Source organism: Lysinibacillus sp. G1-3 (assembly GCF_056322905.1).
The window spans coordinates 119189-137055 of record NZ_JBWHYQ010000009.1; the positions used below are offsets into that span (position 1 = coordinate 119189).

17 protein-coding genes and 1 pseudogene are annotated in these 17867 nt (G+C 36.2%); 16 read left to right on the forward strand and 2 right to left on the reverse strand.

What is annotated here, in order from left to right:
* Positions 1-3 precede the first annotated feature (3 nt).
* From ACVYAD_RS11275 to ACVYAD_RS11330, 12 genes and pseudogenes are all read left to right on the forward strand, one after another.
* Complete coding sequence (locus ACVYAD_RS11275; protein ID WP_476426502.1) at positions 4-1044, forward strand: ribonucleotide-diphosphate reductase subunit beta; 1041 nt, start codon at positions 4-6, stop codon at positions 1042-1044.
* A gap of 307 nt (positions 1045-1351) precedes the next feature.
* The gene (locus ACVYAD_RS11280; RefSeq protein WP_476426503.1) at positions 1352-3085 is read left to right on the forward strand and encodes an ABC transporter ATP-binding protein; all 1734 of its coding nucleotides are present in this window, start codon (positions 1352-1354) and stop codon (positions 3083-3085) included.
* Positions 3082-4893 (forward strand): ABC transporter ATP-binding protein, encoded by a 1812-nt coding sequence (locus ACVYAD_RS11285; RefSeq protein WP_476426504.1) that lies wholly within the window; start codon positions 3082-3084, stop codon positions 4891-4893. Before ACVYAD_RS11280 ends, ACVYAD_RS11285 begins: the two co-directional genes overlap by 4 nt.
* Before the next feature lie 121 nt (positions 4894-5014).
* Positions 5015-5436: pseudogene (locus ACVYAD_RS11290) on the forward strand (DUF1801 domain-containing protein).
* Between the two features lie 122 nt (positions 5437-5558).
* A complete protein-coding gene (locus ACVYAD_RS11295; RefSeq protein ID WP_476426505.1) occupies positions 5559-6551 on the forward strand; it encodes an alpha/beta hydrolase in 993 nt (330 codons plus the stop codon).
* Entirely contained in the window at positions 6548-7219 is a 672-nt protein-coding gene (locus ACVYAD_RS11300; protein ID WP_476426506.1) for a response regulator transcription factor, read from the forward strand. The genes ACVYAD_RS11295 and ACVYAD_RS11300 overlap by 4 nt, the downstream gene beginning before the upstream one ends.
* Positions 7216-8214 carry a sensor histidine kinase gene (locus ACVYAD_RS11305; protein ID WP_476426507.1) on the forward strand — a complete coding sequence of 333 codons (999 nt, stop codon included), beginning with the start codon at positions 7216-7218 and terminating at the stop codon, positions 8212-8214. The genes ACVYAD_RS11300 and ACVYAD_RS11305 overlap by 4 nt, the downstream gene beginning before the upstream one ends.
* Positions 8215-8465: 251 nt before the next feature.
* Positions 8466-8846 carry a DUF3888 domain-containing protein gene (locus tag ACVYAD_RS11310; protein WP_476426508.1) on the forward strand — a complete coding sequence of 127 codons (381 nt, stop codon included), beginning with the start codon at positions 8466-8468 and terminating at the stop codon, positions 8844-8846.
* Between the two features lie 117 nt (positions 8847-8963).
* Entirely contained in the window at positions 8964-9386 is a 423-nt protein-coding gene (locus ACVYAD_RS11315) for a YxiJ family protein (protein WP_476426509.1), read from the forward strand.
* Between the two features lie 49 nt (positions 9387-9435).
* Positions 9436-9807, forward strand: coding sequence for a hypothetical protein (locus ACVYAD_RS11320; RefSeq protein ID WP_476426510.1), 372 nt, complete (start codon positions 9436-9438; stop codon positions 9805-9807).
* 311 nt (positions 9808-10118) lie between these two features.
* Positions 10119-10349, forward strand: coding sequence for a hypothetical protein (locus ACVYAD_RS11325; protein ID WP_476426511.1), 231 nt, complete (start codon positions 10119-10121; stop codon positions 10347-10349).
* Positions 10350-11060: 711 nt separating this feature from the next.
* The gene (locus tag ACVYAD_RS11330; RefSeq protein ID WP_476426512.1) at positions 11061-11729 is read left to right on the forward strand and encodes a DNA alkylation repair protein; all 669 of its coding nucleotides are present in this window, start codon (positions 11061-11063) and stop codon (positions 11727-11729) included.
* Positions 11730-12083: 354 nt separating this feature from the next.
* Here ACVYAD_RS11330 and ACVYAD_RS11335 read toward each other — a convergent pair whose 3' ends face one another.
* The gene (locus ACVYAD_RS11335) at positions 12084-12557 is read right to left on the reverse strand and encodes a DUF2975 domain-containing protein (RefSeq protein WP_476426513.1); all 474 of its coding nucleotides are present in this window, start codon (positions 12555-12557) and stop codon (positions 12084-12086) included.
* Positions 12558-13255: 698 nt separating this feature from the next.
* Here ACVYAD_RS11335 and ACVYAD_RS11340 point away from each other — a divergent pair.
* Positions 13256-13435 carry a helix-turn-helix domain-containing protein gene (locus ACVYAD_RS11340; RefSeq protein WP_476426594.1) on the forward strand — a complete coding sequence of 60 codons (180 nt, stop codon included), beginning with the start codon at positions 13256-13258 and terminating at the stop codon, positions 13433-13435.
* A 202-nt stretch (positions 13436-13637) separates the two neighbouring features.
* On the opposite strand, the gene ACVYAD_RS11345 is transcribed toward ACVYAD_RS11340, so the two are convergent.
* Positions 13638-14513: a LysR family transcriptional regulator gene (locus ACVYAD_RS11345; RefSeq protein ID WP_476426514.1), complete on the reverse strand. Its 876-nt coding sequence runs from the start codon at positions 14511-14513 to the stop codon at positions 13638-13640.
* Between the two features lie 124 nt (positions 14514-14637).
* Between ACVYAD_RS11345 and ACVYAD_RS11350 the strand changes: the two genes are divergently transcribed.
* The 3 genes from ACVYAD_RS11350 (at position 14638) to ACVYAD_RS11360 (ending at position 17784) form a co-directional block, all read left to right on the forward strand.
* On the forward strand, positions 14638-15843 hold the full coding sequence (locus tag ACVYAD_RS11350; protein ID WP_476426515.1) for an MFS transporter: 1206 nt from the start codon (positions 14638-14640) through the stop codon (positions 15841-15843).
* 136 nt (positions 15844-15979) lie between these two features.
* Positions 15980-16972, forward strand: a complete 993-nt coding sequence (locus tag ACVYAD_RS11355; RefSeq protein WP_476426595.1) for an ATP-binding cassette domain-containing protein — start codon at positions 15980-15982, stop codon at positions 16970-16972.
* The gene (locus ACVYAD_RS11360; protein ID WP_349658366.1) at positions 16969-17784 is read left to right on the forward strand and encodes an ABC transporter permease; all 816 of its coding nucleotides are present in this window, start codon (positions 16969-16971) and stop codon (positions 17782-17784) included. The genes ACVYAD_RS11355 and ACVYAD_RS11360 overlap by 4 nt, the downstream gene beginning before the upstream one ends.
* The last annotated feature ends 83 nt before the right edge of the window (positions 17785-17867 follow it).

Below are 17867 nucleotides of genomic sequence, written 5' to 3' on the forward strand. Positions count from 1 at the left end.
ACAATGACAACTATTACAAAACGACAAATTATGGATAAAGAAGCACCAAACCGTTCAACAGGTATTGTGAACGGACGCTCTTCTAACATTTTAAACTGGGACGATGTGCGTTTTAACTGGGCATATCCTAAATATAAAAAAATGCTAGGTAACTTCTGGACTCCGTTTGAAATTAATATGAGCAATGATGTTAAGCAGTTTCCACAGCTATCAGCTAATGAGCAGGAATCCTTTTTAAAAATCATTGGCTTACTAGCACTATTAGACAGTGTGCAAACTGATTTTGCAGGGAAAGTAGCGGATTATTTAACAGATTCAAGCTTAAATGCATTAATGATTATTTTAGCGCAACAAGAGGTAATTCATAATCACTCTTATTCTTATGTGCTATCAAGTATTGTGAACAAAGACGAGCAGGATCGTACGTTTGACTTTTGGCGTACAGAGCCAGTATTAGAGCGACGTAATGACTTCGTAATTAAAGGCTACCATGCATTTTCAGAGGAGCCATCTGTTGGAAATATGCTAGAAGCGATTGTCTATGATGTGATTTTAGAAGGTTTATTCTTCTATTCTGGCTTCGCTTTCTTCTATCATTTAGCACGCAATCAAAAAATGGTGGCATCGTCAACGATGATTAATTATATTAATCGCGATGAGCAGCTTCATGTCGATTTATTTGTGAAAATTTATCAGGAGCTTTTAGAGGAATATCCTGAATACGATACACCAGAACGAGCGGCTCGTGTACAGGAAATCTTCCGTGAAGCGGTACAGCTAGAAATCGATTGGGCTAATGAAGTGATTGGTGATAAAATTGAAGGCCTTGATGTGGAAGATGTGCATGATTATGTACACTTCTATGCGAACGTACGCTGTAATCAGCTTGGCGTAGAGCGTCCATTTGAAGGTTATCGCAAAAATCCATTGAAGTGGGTTAAAGCGTATGAGGATGTTGACTTAGGAAAAACAGATTTCTTCGAGCAGCGTTCTCGCCAATATGTGAAGGTCAATGTAGAAGATAACGGATTTGATGATTTGTAAGATGGAACCACGCAAGCGAAAAGCTTGCGTGGTTTTTTAGATTAAGGAAAAACAAAGTTGATGTTGACGAGGTGTATACTTTTGTATACACTTGTATGCGATGAGGGTGAACTACAAAACAAGAAAGAAGTTTTCGATATACTGAAGGTTAGATTGTAAAACATGATGGTAGCAGTAGGGTTAAGGATTGATTGTCAAGCTACAACAATATCAAGATATTACGTGTCTCGAAAAACTTCATCGCAATTGGGAATGATTTTCAGTTATAATTAATAATGAATGTGAATTAAAGAACGGAGTCGAAGGAATGCAGGCAATAAAACAGTTAGGAGGGTTTTTAGGGCCCTATAAATTTTTTACCTTATTTGCACCATTATTAATGGTACTAGAGGTAACGATGGATTTACTTCAGCCGACGATTATGCAGCATATGATTGATACGGGTATTACGAATGGTGATGATCCGTATGTGCTGAAAATGTTCGTCTGGATGCTGATCAGTGCGGTATTCGGACTTGTTGGTGGGATAGGCTGTTCCTATTATAGTTCGAAGGCAGCAATCCATTTTGCATCGGATGTTCGTCAGTCACTTTATGAAAAAATGATGACGTATTCGGCAAAGGAACGAGACACTTTTACAACAGGGAAACTTATTACGATTTTAACGAGTGATGTAGAAAGTGTTCAGCGCGCGTTTATGATGACGTTGCGTATTTTTGTGCGTGGTCCTTTATTATTTATTGGAGCGGTTATCATTGTTTTTGTGACGGCACGTGAGTTATTTTCGATACTCCTTATTATCGTGCCGCTATTAATTATTGCGATGTACTTTTTCACAAAGTATTCGGGTGTCCTGTATCGCCGAGTGCAGGAGGCAATTGATCGTGTTAATACGAAGCTACAGGAGAACTTAGCGGGGATTCGTGTTGTGAAGGCGTTCCGTCGTGAAACGCAACAGATTGAACAGTTTGGCGCTCTAAATGATACGCTAACGAAGCGCTTTATTACAGCCGAGCAAATTGTTGGCGTGCTCGTGCCGTTTACGATGTTCGTTGTCAATCTAGGGATTGTAGCAGCACTTTGGCTTGGGGCCATTAAGGTAGAAGCCGGTACTTTAAAGGTTGGAGTAATTCTAGCTTTTATTAACTATTTAACGATTATATTAAATGGATTGATGACTTCTAGTATGGTATTGATGCAAATTGCACGTGCGATTCCTTCAGGGGAGCGAATCGTGGACGTCTTAAATAAAGAAGTAGCGGTTAAGGAAGCGGAAAATCCACATACAGCACCAATTCAAGGGGCGATTGACTTTCAAAATGTAAGCTATCGTTATTATGAATCGGCTGAGGATGTCCTGAAAAACATTACATTTTCGGTAAAGCCGGGGCAAACGGTAGGTTTGATCGAAAAAACAGGAAGTGGAAAATCAACGCTAGTGAAGCTATTACCACGTTTATTTGATCCGACGAGTGGAGAAATCCTCTTGGACGGAAAGCCTCTAAAGGATTATGCATTATCCACTTTACGCAAACATATTGGTTTTACTTCTCAAAAAGCATTATTGTTTTCAGGTGCAATCGACCATAATATCCGTCTTGGTAAGGAAGATGCAACGTCAGTGGAATTACAGCAAGCTCTAGATGCAGCATGTGCTACTGAATTTGTAAGTCGACTGGATAAAGGTTTAGCGCATGAACTTTCACAGGGGGCGACCAATCTTTCTGGCGGTCAAAAACAGCGATTAGCGTTAACACGTGCACTCGTAAGACAGCCTGCTATTTTAGTGCTGGATGATACAACATCTGCTCTGGATAGTGCCTCTGAAAAACATGTCCAGGAAGCTATTAGCCATCAATATAATGATACAACTACGTTTATCGTGGCGTCTAAAATAGCCTCTATTCAACAGGCAGACCTAATTTTAGTTGTAGATGACGGCGAAATTGTTGGTCAAGGCACACATCAACAATTATTACAGAATAATAAATTCTACCAAGCAATTTACGCTTCACAGCAAAAGGCTGGTGTACAACAATGAGTCAAAGTCAACCAAAGCAAATGAATTTTGGACGCGGACCACGTATGGCTGGACCAGCTGAAAAGGCTAAAAATCAAAAAGCTACGATTAATCGTGTGTGGCATTATGTGAAGCAGCAAAAAATAGGGCTTTATTTCTCTATATTTTTTGTAATAGCTTCTACATTTTTAAGTTTAGCAGGACCGTACTTAATTGGGCATATCGTCGATGAATATATTATGAAAAAAGATATTGCCGGTACGATTCGTCTTGGTATTGTGCTAGCAGTTATTTATACAGCTGCATCAATTTTTACGTGGCTTCAAACATATGTCATGATCCATGTGGCGATGAAAACAATTCGCACATTACGGCTTGAACTGTTTAAAAAGTTACAAACATTAACACTGAGATTTTTCGATCAGCGAGCACTTGGTGATCTAATGAGCCGTGTGACAAATGATATCGATAATTTAAATACAGCACTTGTACAAAGTGTGACACAAATCGTGTCGTCGGTCTTAACGGTAATCGGTGTTAGTATTGCTATGTCCTCTTTAAGTTGGCAGCTAGCAATCGTGACGCTGACTATTATTCCTTTAATTGTTTTTACAACGAAGCAAATTGTTAAACGTAGTAGTAAAAACTATGCGGCCCGCCAGCGTGATTTAGGTAAGCTGAACGGTTATATTGAGGAAATGATTACGGGTGCAGAGGTTGTGACGCTTTTTGGAACAGAACAGCAAACAATTGAGACGTTCCATAAGCAAAATGAAAATCTTCGTAACTCGGCACAGAGAGCAGAAATTACTTCAGGTCTACTTGGGCCCATTAATAATTTTATGAATAACTTAGGCTTAGCTGTTGTTATTGGCACAGGAGCATTTTTATCGTTAAAAGGGATCGTTTCAGTTGGGGTAATCGCCGCATTTGTCACGTATACACGTCAATTTTTCCGTCCGTTGAATCAGTTATCTAATCTATTGAATACTTTCCAATCGGCGGTTGCAGGGGCAGAACGAGTCTTCGAAATTTTAGATGAACCTTCGGAAGTAGCGGATAAAAAGCATGCCATTGATTGCCAAAGCCTCAAAGGAGATGTGGCATTTCGCAATGTTTCCTTCAGCTATTTGCCAGAGAAGCCAGTACTAAAAAATATTAGCTTCCAAGCGAAGAAGGGTGAAACGATTGCTCTTGTTGGTCCAACGGGATCAGGGAAAACAACGATTATCAATTTATTAACTCGTTTTTATGATGTAGATGAAGGTGAAATTTTGATTGATGGTCATAATATCGAGGATTATAAAATGGCAACAATCCGTCAAAGAGTGGGTGTTGTCTTACAGGATACGTATTTATTCTCAGGAACGATTCGTGAAAATATTCGTTTCGGTAAACTTGAAGCTACAGATAAAGAGGTTGAAGAAGCGGCGAAAATCGCGAATGCCCATAATTTTATTAAACATTTACCAGCCCAATATGATACACCTGTACAGGCAGGTGGGGCAAACTTAAGTCAAGGTCAACGTCAATTACTAGCTATTGCCCGGGAAATTCTTGAAAATTCAGATATTTTAATTTTGGATGAAGCTACATCCAGTGTGGATACGCAAACAGAGGTTGATATTCAAAAAGGTCTCCAGCATTTAATGCAGGGGCGCACAAGCTTTGTTATTGCACACCGCCTAAAAACAATCGAAAATGCCGACCAAATCCTTGTTATTCAACAAGGTGAAATTGTGGAGCAGGGCAATCACCAACAGCTTATGCAAAAACAAGGCATTTATAGTAATCTCCAGCAAAAACTTTTACTGGAGCAAGTGGAATAAGAGGAGGGCTGTCTCGTAAGTATGAAAAAACTTATGAGACAGCTTTGTTTTTACTATTGTGGAAAGCATTTGGAAATGTTATGATGCATCAAAATTCAATTTTAGAAGGTGAGGCTTAAAAATGTACGAATTAAAAACAAAAGAAACGGATGAGAGTGTTATTGAATTTATTGAAAACGTGGATCATCCAAAAAAGCGTGAAGATGCTTACCGACTATTGGATATATTTGCTGAAGTCACAGGGTATGAAGCGAAAATGTGGGGCCAAGTATAATAGGATTTGGCAAATATCATTATAAATATAAATCAGGACATGAAGGCGATGCACCTTTAGTTGGATTCTCTCCCCGAAAAGCTAAAATCAGTTTATATTTTGCACCAGGTGACAGTGAGCGAGACAATTTATTAAAGGTTTTTGGTAAACATACAACAGGAAAAGCTTGTGTTTATATAAATAAACTAGCGGATATTGATGTGGAAATATTAAAGTCGCTCATCCAACGATCTGTATCATTTTTAAAAGAGACCTATCCCGATCAATAATTAAGCGCTGTCTAAGTGGAGTAAACACATTTAGACAGCTTTTTTTAGCTTATCACCGAAAAATTAATTAGAAATTTATTTTTATTGTTTATCCTTTCATTATCAACTGAAAGGAGCATTTTATGAAAAAACTTTTAAAGAAAATAGTTATCTACTTTATAGCGGTCATGCTTATTGGACTAGTGGGCATATTCAGTTATCATCGTTATCAGCTAAGTATAGAATCGAAACTTTTAGGCAATAAAGGGACGCTTATTGAAGTGGATCATCAAAAAATCAATGTTTATACGGAGGGGGATGGTCAAGATACTTACGTTTTCATGGCAGGTTCAGGGGTTGCGGCACCCATTTATGAAATGAAAGGGCTGTACAGTAAATTTTCGCAACAACATAAGATTGCTGTTATAGAAAGAGCAGGGTATGGGTATAGCGGTGTCTCGAAGGACGAACGAGATATAGATACAATTTTAACGCAAACGAGAGAAGCGCTCTTGAAAAGTGGAAATAAGCCTCCTTATATATTAGTACCGCATTCTATTTCGGGGGTTGAAGCTATTTATTGGGCACAAAAATATCCTGAAGAAATTAAGGGAATCATTGCGCTTGATATTGGCTTGCCAAGTCAATATGTAGAGCATGAAATGGGGACAGTCGACTACTGGACTGTTAAAGGTATGAATTTGCTAACGAAATTGGGCGTACATCGATTAACACCTTCGAAAGTGTATAATCCAGAAGTAATGAAGCAATCGTTTTTATCTATGGAAGAAAAAGAAATTTATAAAGCACTATCCAATAAAAATACTTTTAATGATGATATGAAAAATGAGTTACTACAAGTGTACGAAAATAGTTTAAAATCAGAAGAGCTTCCGAAACCAAAAGACACACCGATATTATTAATAGATGCGATTGCTGAACAAAATAAAGGTTCCCAATATACGAAGTACAATAGCCAGAAATATGCGGAATTTGCCGAGCAAATTAACATAGCGGATGTGAAAGTATTAAGTGGCACTCATAGTATCTATTTATATAAACCGGATGAGATTTATCAGCTTGCTATAGATTTTATGAAAACTAAAGTTGACAACAAAGAAAGGTCGAGGGAATGAAAGGATTTACGATTTTAATAGTAGAAGACGACCAAATGATTGGCGATTTGATGCAAAAAATATTACAACGTGAAGGCTATGACGTTGTATGGAAAACAGATGGTCGAGAAATGATGAACATGATTCATCAAATCGATTTAGTCATAATGGACATTATGCTCCCAGGGGAAGATGGCTATCAGCTGACAAAGAACATTAAAAGCCTAGGCTTGAATATCCCCATTATTTTTTTATCTGCTCGTAATGATATTGAAAGCAAGCTGCAAGGCTTAACCGTTGGGGAAGATTATATGACAAAACCATTTGATCCGAGAGAGCTTCTTTTAAGAATGAAGAAAATGCTAGAGCAGCAGTATGGTACATTTACACAAATCCAACATCTATTAATTGATAGCGAGCATCGTAAATTATTTAAAAATAATATACATGATGAAATAGCATTGACTGCAATCGAACGTAAAATCTTCTTTTATTTATATGAAAATAAGGATATGGTGTTAACGAAGGATCATTTTTTTGACTATTTATGGCCGCTTGAAGATCGCAATCAAAATATTATCAACGTCCATATCAAAAAGATTAGAACGAAAATGAATGATACTTCAGGTACCATCCTACAAAATATTTACGGAGAAGGGTATCGATTAAATACCTACATAAAGAAATGACATTAAAAACAAAATATCGATTATTATTATTTACAGCCATCATCAGTGTTCCAATAGTTTTGTTTGGGATTAGTGTGTCGATGTCTATTATTTATGACTTCGTTTTTAAAACTAGAAATAAAGGCACTCCATTCCACGAATCTTTCGCCTATCCAACGATGCTAATTGTGTTCTTTCTATCATTATGTTTGCTAGCGTTTTTATTTTCGAAATCGATCAATTCATTACTAACGAAAATTAATATGCTCAACAAAACGATTCGTGACTTAGCGAGCAATGAAAGAACACCGAGTACATTAGCTGTTGGCAGTGAGGATGAAATCGGACAGCTAATTCAGTCCGTTAACATACTAATTGAGCGAACTACTTACCGAGAATTAGAGCTTCAACAACAGCAGGAGCTGCAAAAAGAGCTATTACAAAAGTTAAGACACGACATAAATACACCGTTAACAGCGATCCGTTTACAATTATTTTATTTAGAAGATACGTTTAAGGAACAACCGAAATTAGTAGAATCCTTGAATGAGCAAATTCAATACATCGCTAGCTTAACAAATGAATTGAATTGGCAGTCCCTAGATACAATGGAGAATTCTTATATCGTCCAGGATGAAGTGCAACTCACGCTATTGTTTGAAACGATGATCAAAAAGTGGAGCTATTTATATCGAATGCAAAACATCGAATTAATCTATCATCTAGAGGATAGCCATGTAACATGGACGAGTAATGCACTATGGCTTCAACGAATGTTTGATAATGTGTTCCAAAACACATTGAAACATTCAAAAGCTACAAAGCTAGAAATCACCATTAAAGATCAAAAGGTTTTCATGACAGACAATGGTACTGGCTTTGACCAAAGCCGTGTAAGCGAAGGCCTTGGCTTGAATATCATTGATGACATCGCTAGAATTTTGCAAGTCAACTATACACTCAACTCGAACGAAGAAGGGACCGAATTTTGTTTTTTGACTAAAAAAATCTCTTGATTCTTTGATTTTATTGAGCGGTGGGCGATAATTTAAAAAAGCTGGTGATAAATAAAAAAGGATATTTTCTAAAGGCTGTTTTCGAAAAGAATGTTGCTATTCAACTCCCATGAAAGAACGTAATCATCTTTCATTTTCTGTGGTGTAGTGTTGATTTTAAGCGACATGGATGGCTAAAGGGAAAGGATAGTTGAACAAGAATATTGTTTTATCTAAGGCAAATACTACCTTTTAAAAAGGTAGGTGATTAGATGAAAAAGGTATCAGTAATATTTTTATTGTTACTAATTAGTTTAACAACTGTTTTATATGTAACTTGGAAAAGACCACAGATAGCAGAGAATGTCAGTGCCAAAGAAATACATTCCGATTTTTATGATGTATTATTGGTGTTATTAGACCCATATGCAAGGAAAGTGATTAATAAGGAATATCCAAGTCGTAGTTATGCACTTTGGGATGCAGAAATATTAGAAATTAAACGACTAACTGGTGGATATTCTCAGTATGATTTTACTGTAAAAGTAAAATATGATACGTATACAGGTCCTTTAAATCCACCTGAAGGTCCTATTACATTAACCTTTCATGTAACAACAGAAGGGGTTTCGGTAAAAAAAAATCAAAATTAAGTCCTTGGTTTAGTGCAACAGCATTTCAAAAACTTTTCCAAACGACGCTTTGAGAAGTTTTGTGCAATTATCAAATTTGATAAAATAGACAAATGACACACTTATAGGGGTGAAAATATGGATGATATTTTAAAACAACTAGCTGAAATTAAAACCGAATTAGAAAAGCCATTTCCTACTAGAGATATTAATAAAATATGTGAAGATATGCGAACAGAATTTTTGAATTTATCCGATGAGATGGATTTCTATGAAGATTTTCGTTATTACTGTGTGAACATAGCTGGAACGTTAAGTTATGTTTTAGGGGATAAGATAAATCAAATTCCACAAGGACAAATTGACATGCTATATAAGTCTTTTTTTGAATACTATAATCAATATGAATTTTTTGAAGGCCGAATAGCAAACTATAATCATTTCTTTCGGGAATATAAAACCTTTGAGCAAACAAGAAAATTGTTATTACAACTGTTGTCAAATAACTATTATCCATTTAATCGACAGAATCTATTCGCAAAAATAAATCTAACTTTTTAGAAATGAACTTGAAATTTATAAATTCAATAAAACATTTCCAATGAAAGTTTTGGGACGAAAAATAAAACACTTAAAACGTTGTCATACCAATGATGCTTTATCCATTTTAGATGAATTTCGACCTGCCACATTTAATGATTTTGAAATTCCAGATTTAATTTATGAAGAAGATGACCAGCTTGCAAACTATGTCTCTGCTACATATTTCTCTGATGATGCTGTTAAAGATGAACATAAAGAAATACTGCGTGAATTTGCACAAATGCTTACAGAACACCTAGCTTTGGCACATTGTGAAGTAATTATAAAGATTTATCAAGAGGACCCTGAAAAAGCTATAGAACAAATGATGTTAACGAAATATGGTTTTAAAGAATCAGATATGCCATTAGATAAATTATTGCATTTTAATCAAGAGTAGAGGCCTTTAGTTCTTATTCAACTAACGGGACAGGTTAGTTGAAGAGTGTTGTTTAACTTGTTGTTCAACAATCGCGCCATATTATTGAATAACAACCTCTTATGAAATGATACCAAACGAGGCTTTGAGAACTTTAAGTTTCTGCATTTTAACACGTGATTATGTTAAATTTTGGATTAATTATTATTTACACAGGGTATTTTATATACTAAAATGCACTTGAATTAACAAAAGGTTTATTGTTATCTTTGTAGAATCTAATTACTATAATAAATTGCGGTGAAATTCAATTATATAAAGGGAGTGTAAAGGTGGACCTATTACTTTGGATAACTATTGGTTTCATAATAATTGGATGTATTGTTCTCATTTCTATGAAAAAAGGTATGGAGAGTAAGGTCGCTTTTATAAAAGAAAATATGGAAGACGAGGAAAATTCATCAAAAGCTAAATCCGTAATTTGGTGGATATGGAGTACCACTGCTTGGGGGATAGTGAGTATTTTTCTTGTTGTTTGGTGTTTTCGTAATCACTTTGGATAAACTGTTGGCTTCAAATGTGCTTAAAAAAACAGGTACTTTTGTATTAATTGTCTGAAGTATTACTGTAATGTCTATTCTTGAATAATATATACTATATACATTATAAATTCAATAAATGTTCCCAAATGCAAGTTTGGGGACACTTGAAAAAGCCATGCACGTTGTGAGATCAACGTTTCTTGGCTTTTTGTATGCACATTCTTTATACAGCTTTTTATAGAAAGGTATATAAACAAAGCTACAATAAGACTTTTCGATAATTTACGGAAAATTCTGTGAACGTGCTATGTGAATAAAAACGTGCATATATAGAAAATTTATAAGGTGTAAATCAGTATTTTTTAATCGGTACTTAAACCAACAAGAACTTTAGTTGAAGAAGCGTCGCTGTTCTTATTAAACTCCCATGAAAGAACGTAATCATCTTTCATTTTCTGTGGTGTGGTGTTGATTTTAAGCGACACGGATGGCTAACGGGTGCGTTTCTTAAAAAAGGGATGCTCTTTTCGTATCTAATTAAAAAAAGTAATGGTTATTATTTTATTAAAGATGGTTGCTCTTCTATTATAGGTGGAGAAAGCTTTAATACGATAAATGCTACAATATTAAAAAAGGTAAACCTTTAAGGCACACCACTGCAATAAGACTTATAACGTATATCCAGTTAAGGACATATTATGAAACAGTTCTTTAATAAAGGAGTTGTATAAAATGGATGAAAAAAAAGATACAGAAATAAAACGCTCTTCAAAAGCAGAAAACATTCTATCTCAGATCAATAGTAAAACTAAACTAGGCGACTTACGAAAAATCGCGAAGGACATTAAAAAAGATCACGAACTAGCTATGGAACTTTGGTCAACCGAAGAGTTTTTGCCCAGACTATTAGCAATCTTAATTATGGACAAAAAACTTCTTTCACATGATGTGCTAAATAAGCTTGATAAGGATATGCAGACTCACACTTTTGATGAGCGAAATAACTTAATGGATTGGTTAATGGCTAATCAGCTCACTAAAGACAAGAAGAAGATTGCATTGATGGAGTCATGGGGAAATAGTCCTTCTGCTCTTCAAAGGCGAGCTTTCTGGTATTATCAAGGGCGATTGAGATGGACTGGACAAACACCGCCTGATAACACCGCAAACTTGCTATCAGCAATAGAAGCCAATATTACGCAGGAAGAACCGGAAGTTCAATGGGCTATGAATTTCACCGCAGGCTGGATAGGCGTTTATGATGAAAAGAATCGTGCACGTTGTATTAAACTTGGTGAGAAAACGGGTCTTTACAAAGATGAAAGAGTAGCCAAAGGATGTACTCCCAGCTATTTGCCGGAGTTCATTACGATTGAAGTTAACAAACGATATAATAATTAGTTACCTCTGAAAAATTTATTGGGGTTTAATGTAAAAATAAAGGAATTCAAAGCCTCAATATGCAAATTGTAATAAGTTTGGACCGAAAAAAACGCGTTATGGCAGCTAGTTAGTGAAATAATGCAAGGAAGATGTAAAGGATAAACCCACTATCTCTTTTTGATCTGTAGGGCCCTTATATTTTAGAAAAACAACTTTCCAGCTGCGCAGTACAACGATACTATTCAATAGAAAAAGATCTTCCACAATGGGGCGCAATTCTTGAAAAAGAATAGGCGCCAATTTTTTATTTAAGAGCACTTTAATTTAATAGGGAAAGAAGATATTATACCTGCAAAATAAACATCTATATTTTTATTTATTTTTTTCTAGGATATTTTTTAATGGCTTTTGAAGTACGTCCATCATGGCAGCGATGATAGCTGTTGCTAATATCCCTATTAGTCCAAGTGCTATTGGACCTGCTGGGTCATCACCCGTGAACATGGCATACACCCTTAAGTAAACTATTGCTAATAAAATTAAGATAATAATTGTAAAAGCGCATTTTTTTATCACCTTCAAGGATTTAAGGGATAACTCGGAAAAAGTGTTGTTACTATCGATATAACTCAATAGTTTATATGCTTGATACAAAGCTACAGAAAATGTAATGCATACTCCATACGCGCATATTAACAACGGATATATCGAGTAATCTCCTGGACGCACTATAGCATCCCTTCTGGCTGCTTCTGGCAACAAAAATATACACACGGCAAGTACCGCAATTCCAATAAGAAAAGCAACAACCTTTAAGAAAAAAGTTGAACCTAGTTTACCATTCATTTAAAACACCTCACTGATTTAATGATTCTATGATTTTAATATAATTTTTATCGATTATCAATAAATTTATTTTGTTTTTTATTATATTTTTATTGTTTTAAATATTGATTTGATTGTTATGTGGGAATCATACTTGAATTATTGTAAATTTTATTATGAAGTAACCTAACAATCGTGTGCAATTCTGCAGCAAGAATTGTGCTTTTTCTATTTGAAAAGGTTAGATTGGAAATCGAAAAAGGTTTCTGATAAATAGAAGGAGAAATATACATAGATGGCTTGCAAAACCAATGCCTTATTAAATTAGCGAGGCAAAATGAAGCCGAAGAATGTTTTTTGGAAGCATTGAATCTGTTAAATGAATTAGAGTGGAAAGCCTCTAGTGAAAATCCTGAGGTATAAGAATAAAAGAAGAGTATAGGTTTATTCAACAATCGGGCGCATTTCTTTAATAAGGAGTGTGTCTTTTTCCATTTATGGGTCAAATTGTAGAGGAACGCAGTCTATCTAAAGGGATTAAACACAGCATTAAACTATTAGGATAAATTAGTTCTATTACCTATAAGAATACGCTTTTTCAAAAAAACACTTTACAAAGTATATGGATAGTGTAAAAATACACTAAATGTAACTTGTTAAGATAAATGGAGTGGGATTATGAAGAAGACGATTGTTTTAAGTATATTGGTTGTTAGTTTATCGGTAAATGTGTAACGGAGCTTTCCGAAAGGGTTGGAATTACTATGGCGAATCTTTCTATTCTGAAAAATGGGAAAGCAAAAGCGGTTCGTTTTGCAACATTAGAAGCGATATGTAAGACTTTGGATTGTCAGCCAGGTGATGTTTTGGAGTACAAAGTTGAAGAAGACACTCAATAAAAAGTAAAACAAAAACCCTTGGGTCTTACTCTTACCATAAATAATGGTGAGGTGCTGAAATTGGATGAAAGTATTTAAAAGATCTTATTGTAATTGAAAAAGAAAAGATTTTTGCCTTTTTAAATAAAATTGTAAATCTTGAAGTTGTTCCGATAAAACTCGAAATGATTCCGATAAATTGTTTTAGAGCCAATCAAACGAACTAGCTTCGTTCGATTGGGTCTTCTAGTAAGGACTCGATAACATGTTTTAATTGAAAAATAGGAGATTGTTGACTTTCGTTCTTCTTGTAAATAAAGACAGTTTCGATGATTTTGTTTAGCTGTGGCAAATTGTAATAGTGAATGTTGGAATAGTTATATAGGTCAATTAGTTTCGTATTTAACACAGCTATCGTGTTGTCTATTTGTAGGAAATCAAGGATACTACTTACCGATTTTATTTCTTTCATTGTAAATGGCACTTGATTCTTATTTAGCCACTCCACCATTGCACGCGTATACATACAGCCTCTGCTCAACACCAGTAATGTAATAGGTGAACCTTTCTCAAAACTAATAATATGTGAGTTGTTCGAAATGACTTCGAATGTTTCTAATGCAATCCTGTCATAATTTAAATCAGGGTAGTGTTTAATAGGATTACTCGTTAGTGCACAATCCGCTTCAGCATTATGTATTTTTTTATTTAAGGAAGTGCTTGATTCCACAGTGAAATCGACATCTAACGGAATATTATTGATCTGTAAGGCATTCATAATGGAAGCGCCATAAATTTTAATCGTTGTATGGGAAGTGCCGAAGTTAATTTTTGAATTTGTTTGTGCCGAACCGATTTCTTGTAAAAATTCATCGTATTCCTGTGTCATTAACTTTAAAAATTTTAAATATTGTGTCCCTACATTCGTAATCTTCAAGCCTTGCGGTGTACGCTTAAACACTTCCTGACCAATTTCTGTCTCCATTTTCTTCACTTTAGAGGTTAAGGCGGATTGCGTATAATTCGTTATTTCAGCGGATTTACTAAGGTTTTGCCTCTCCAAAATCTCGATTTTTAATGCTATTTCTTCTATGTTCATGTTTGTTTGTCACACACCTATTAAATTTTTTGATAGCCACTATCACTTTCCTCCATTTTACGCATTCATAGGGGAGGCGTAAACTCAAATATGTAATCAGTGTAAGAGCATTGGAGGAATTTTTATGAATACATATTTTAAATGGGTCATCGTTTTAGTAGCTACGTTGTCTCAAACTGCGGCAACTTTTGTGACGTACGGCATGGGGCCAATCGCTACATTTTATCAAATAGAATGGAATTTATCCTCGCTACAAACAGGCTTTATCGTTTCTGCGGTTAATATTGGGCCAATCTTCTCGATGATTCTGTTCGGCTATTTTATGGATAAAAAAGGGGAGAAACAAATCATCGCTTGGGGTTCGATATTATTAGGACTCTCGGCTTTACTACTCATGTTGGTCAATAATTATGTGGTGTTATTATTTTTATTATTAATCGTAGGGGTATGGTACGGCAGTGCGCAAACCGGGGGGAGCACTGCCATCGTGAAATGGTTTCCAGACAAACATCGTGGGTTGGCGATCGGCATTCGACAAACAGGTATTCCAATCGGAGGAGCGCTAGCATCAGTCATTCTCACATATATGTACCATCATTATAGCCTGTCATCGGTTCATCTTGTGCAAGGATTCGTAGCAATTGCTGGTGGATTACTCTTTTTACTAATTTATCAGGAGCCTAAAGAACGTGTAGCAGTAGCTACAACGTCTGTTACTTTTAAAGAGAAGCTCATGGCTATTAAAAATAATAAAGTTTTATATCCAATCTATATTGTAGGAATCGTGATGATGACTTTACAAATGATCCTCGTTGCCCATTTTATGAGTTATTTACATCAAGAGGGAGGTTATTCCTTAACGGAAGCGGGGCAATATTTAAGCCTTATTTTAATCGGTGGGATGATTGGCAGGATAGCTATTGCTTGGATTAGTGATCAATTTTTTGCACAGAAGCGGGAATATTTTTTAATGATCGTAATGGTTAGTGCAGTTATTCTTACAGTCATATTGCCGTATATGATACATGCGAAATTGTTGATGCTATTATTTAGTTTTATTTTAGGATTCATAGCACTTGGCTGGTATTCATTATTTATCGCCTGCGTGACCGAGCAATCGAATCCACAATATGTGGGTCTAACTGTGAGTGCTGCTTTGACGCTAAATCAATTTTTTATCGTCATTGCTCCTACATTATTTGGATTCATGGTCACTTTTTTCTCAAGTTATCAATTGGCCTTGGATATTGTCGCAGCTTTTGTAGCGCTAGGTGCAATTAATTTACATAGGTCAACTAAAACTACAAAGATCCGTCCAGAAATCCTGTAACAAATAAAATGAGTGACGTAGATTATTCGGTTCACATTCAGTTCATAAACTTGTTGTATTATCCGTTTATAGACAAATTTCTATAAAACTGATGGTAATGAATGAGGGAGGAATAGTATTGGGGAATGTGAATAGAATGAAAAGCCCGTTAGAGAATAGTGAGTGGGCTATTGAAGCACGTGGCCTAGTCAAACATTTTGGAGAAAATCGGGCTGTTGATGGTGTCGATCTAAACGTCCGCGCTGGCACTATCTATGGTGTACTTGGTCCTAATGGAGCGGGAAAGACAACGACTATTAGAATGCTAGCGACTCTTCTAAAAGCAGATGCTGGTTCGGCACAAATATTCGGTTATGACATAGTGAAAGAGCCACATATTGTACGTCAATTAATTGGCGCCACTGGTCAGTATGCTTCAGTTGACGAGTCACTTAGTGCAACGGAAAATTTAATTATTTTCTCTCGTTTGCTAGGATTGGGACGTACTGAGGCCCGAAATAAGGCAGCTGAATTACTGGAAGAGTTCGGATTATCAGAGGCAGCTAAACGGCCTTTGAAAAATTTCTCGGGAGGTATGCGTCGTCGTCTGGATTTGGCAGCCAGTCTGATCGCACAGCCACCCTTAATTTTCTTAGATGAGCCGACGACTGGGCTAGATCCACGTACACGTAATCAAATGTGGGATACGATTCGTCGTTTAGTAGATACAGGGTCAACTGTATTGTTAACGACACAGTATTTGCAAGAGGTAGATGAGCTGGCAGATCGGCTTGCGGTTATAGATCATGGGCGCGTTGTTGCGGAAGGGACAGTCGATGAGCTAAAAGCATCTGTTGGTACTTCATCCTTACATTTGAGCATTCAAAATACACAGGAAATGTTGGCTGCTCGTGAAACAGTAGAACACATTCTTCAAGTCAAACCAACCATTTCACAGGATATCGGGAAAATTACTGCCCCAATGGCAGATGTTGATCTAGTTACGGATTTACTGATTGCCCTTCGTCAAAAAGGAATTCAACTTGACGAGTTCAGTGTACAGAAACCGACCTTAGATGAAGTATTTTTAACAATCACCGGTAACAGTGTGAATGAAAATGGTCCTCAACTAGAGGAGGAAAGAGTATGAAAAGTAATACGATAAAACCACTAGTTGGACGTAGATTGTTACGCAAGCCGAGTATCAACCAATCGATAAGAAATTCGCTTACGATGGCCTACCGAGGTGTCCTGAAAATTCGCCGTACGCCAGAGCAGTTGTTTGATGTAACGCTTCAGCCGATCATTTTCACGCTGATGTTCACCTACATATTTGGGGGAGCCATTTCGGGAAATGTACAAAACTATTTGCCAGTCATTATTCCAGGAATTCTCGTGCAGACTGTCATCACTACCTCAATCGTTACAGGTGTTCAATTACGGGAAGATATGGATAAAGGAGTGTTCGACCGATTTAAATCATTACCGATCGCACGCATTGCGCCATTGGCAGGGGCATTATTGGCCGATACCATTCGTTATACAATTGCAACGGTACTTACTTTTACTATGGGATATATTATGGGGTATCGACCAGAAGGTGGATTGGAACACGTAGTACTTGCAGGGCTTTTAGTCATTGTCTGTGCCTGGGCCATTAGCTGGATATTTGCCTTCTTTGGTGTAATTGCTCGAACAGCTTCAAGTGTACAGGGAATTTCGATGCTTGTATTGTTTCCACTAACATTTCTTTCAAATGCTTTTGTTCCAGCAGAAACTTTGCCAGATTTCCTACAATGGTTTGTGAAAATTAATCCTATTTCGCATCTCGTGACGGCTGTCAGAGAACTGACGAATTCAGGAACAATAGGCTGGGATTTATCGGCCTCACTTATTGGTGCTGCTGTGGTTGTCGCCATCTTTGCACCACTAACAGTGAAAGCGTATATGCGTAGAACATAAAAAAACTTTAATGAGTGTGTTTTGAGCAATTAATTGTCAAAAACACACTTTTTTATTTCTTAGGAGCTAAAGTTATAAGTGTT

Coding starts and splice junctions, on each gene's coding strand:
- ACVYAD_RS11280 (WP_476426503.1), top strand. CDS start 1,352: ATGCAGGCAATAAAACAGTTAGGAGGGTTTTTAGGGCCCTATAAATTT.
- ACVYAD_RS11335 (WP_476426513.1), bottom strand. CDS start 12,557: ATGAATGGTAAACTAGGTTCAACTTTTTTCTTAAAGGTTGTTGCTTTT.
- ACVYAD_RS11310 (WP_476426508.1), top strand. CDS start 8,466: ATGAAAAAGGTATCAGTAATATTTTTATTGTTACTAATTAGTTTAACA.
- ACVYAD_RS11315 (WP_476426509.1), top strand. CDS start 8,964: ATGGATGATATTTTAAAACAACTAGCTGAAATTAAAACCGAATTAGAA.
- ACVYAD_RS11295 (WP_476426505.1), top strand. CDS start 5,559: ATGAAAAAACTTTTAAAGAAAATAGTTATCTACTTTATAGCGGTCATG.
- ACVYAD_RS11355 (WP_476426595.1), top strand. CDS start 15,980: ATGAAAAGCCCGTTAGAGAATAGTGAGTGGGCTATTGAAGCACGTGGC.
- ACVYAD_RS11305 (WP_476426507.1), top strand. CDS start 7,216: ATGACATTAAAAACAAAATATCGATTATTATTATTTACAGCCATCATC.
- ACVYAD_RS11330 (WP_476426512.1), top strand. CDS start 11,061: ATGGATGAAAAAAAAGATACAGAAATAAAACGCTCTTCAAAAGCAGAA.
- ACVYAD_RS11300 (WP_476426506.1), top strand. CDS start 6,548: ATGAAAGGATTTACGATTTTAATAGTAGAAGACGACCAAATGATTGGC.
- ACVYAD_RS11350 (WP_476426515.1), top strand. CDS start 14,638: ATGAATACATATTTTAAATGGGTCATCGTTTTAGTAGCTACGTTGTCT.
- ACVYAD_RS11360 (WP_349658366.1), top strand. CDS start 16,969: ATGAAAAGTAATACGATAAAACCACTAGTTGGACGTAGATTGTTACGC.
- ACVYAD_RS11285 (WP_476426504.1), top strand. CDS start 3,082: ATGAGTCAAAGTCAACCAAAGCAAATGAATTTTGGACGCGGACCACGT.
- ACVYAD_RS11275 (WP_476426502.1), top strand. CDS start 4: ATGACAACTATTACAAAACGACAAATTATGGATAAAGAAGCACCAAAC.
- ACVYAD_RS11345 (WP_476426514.1), bottom strand. CDS start 14,513: ATGAACATAGAAGAAATAGCATTAAAAATCGAGATTTTGGAGAGGCAA.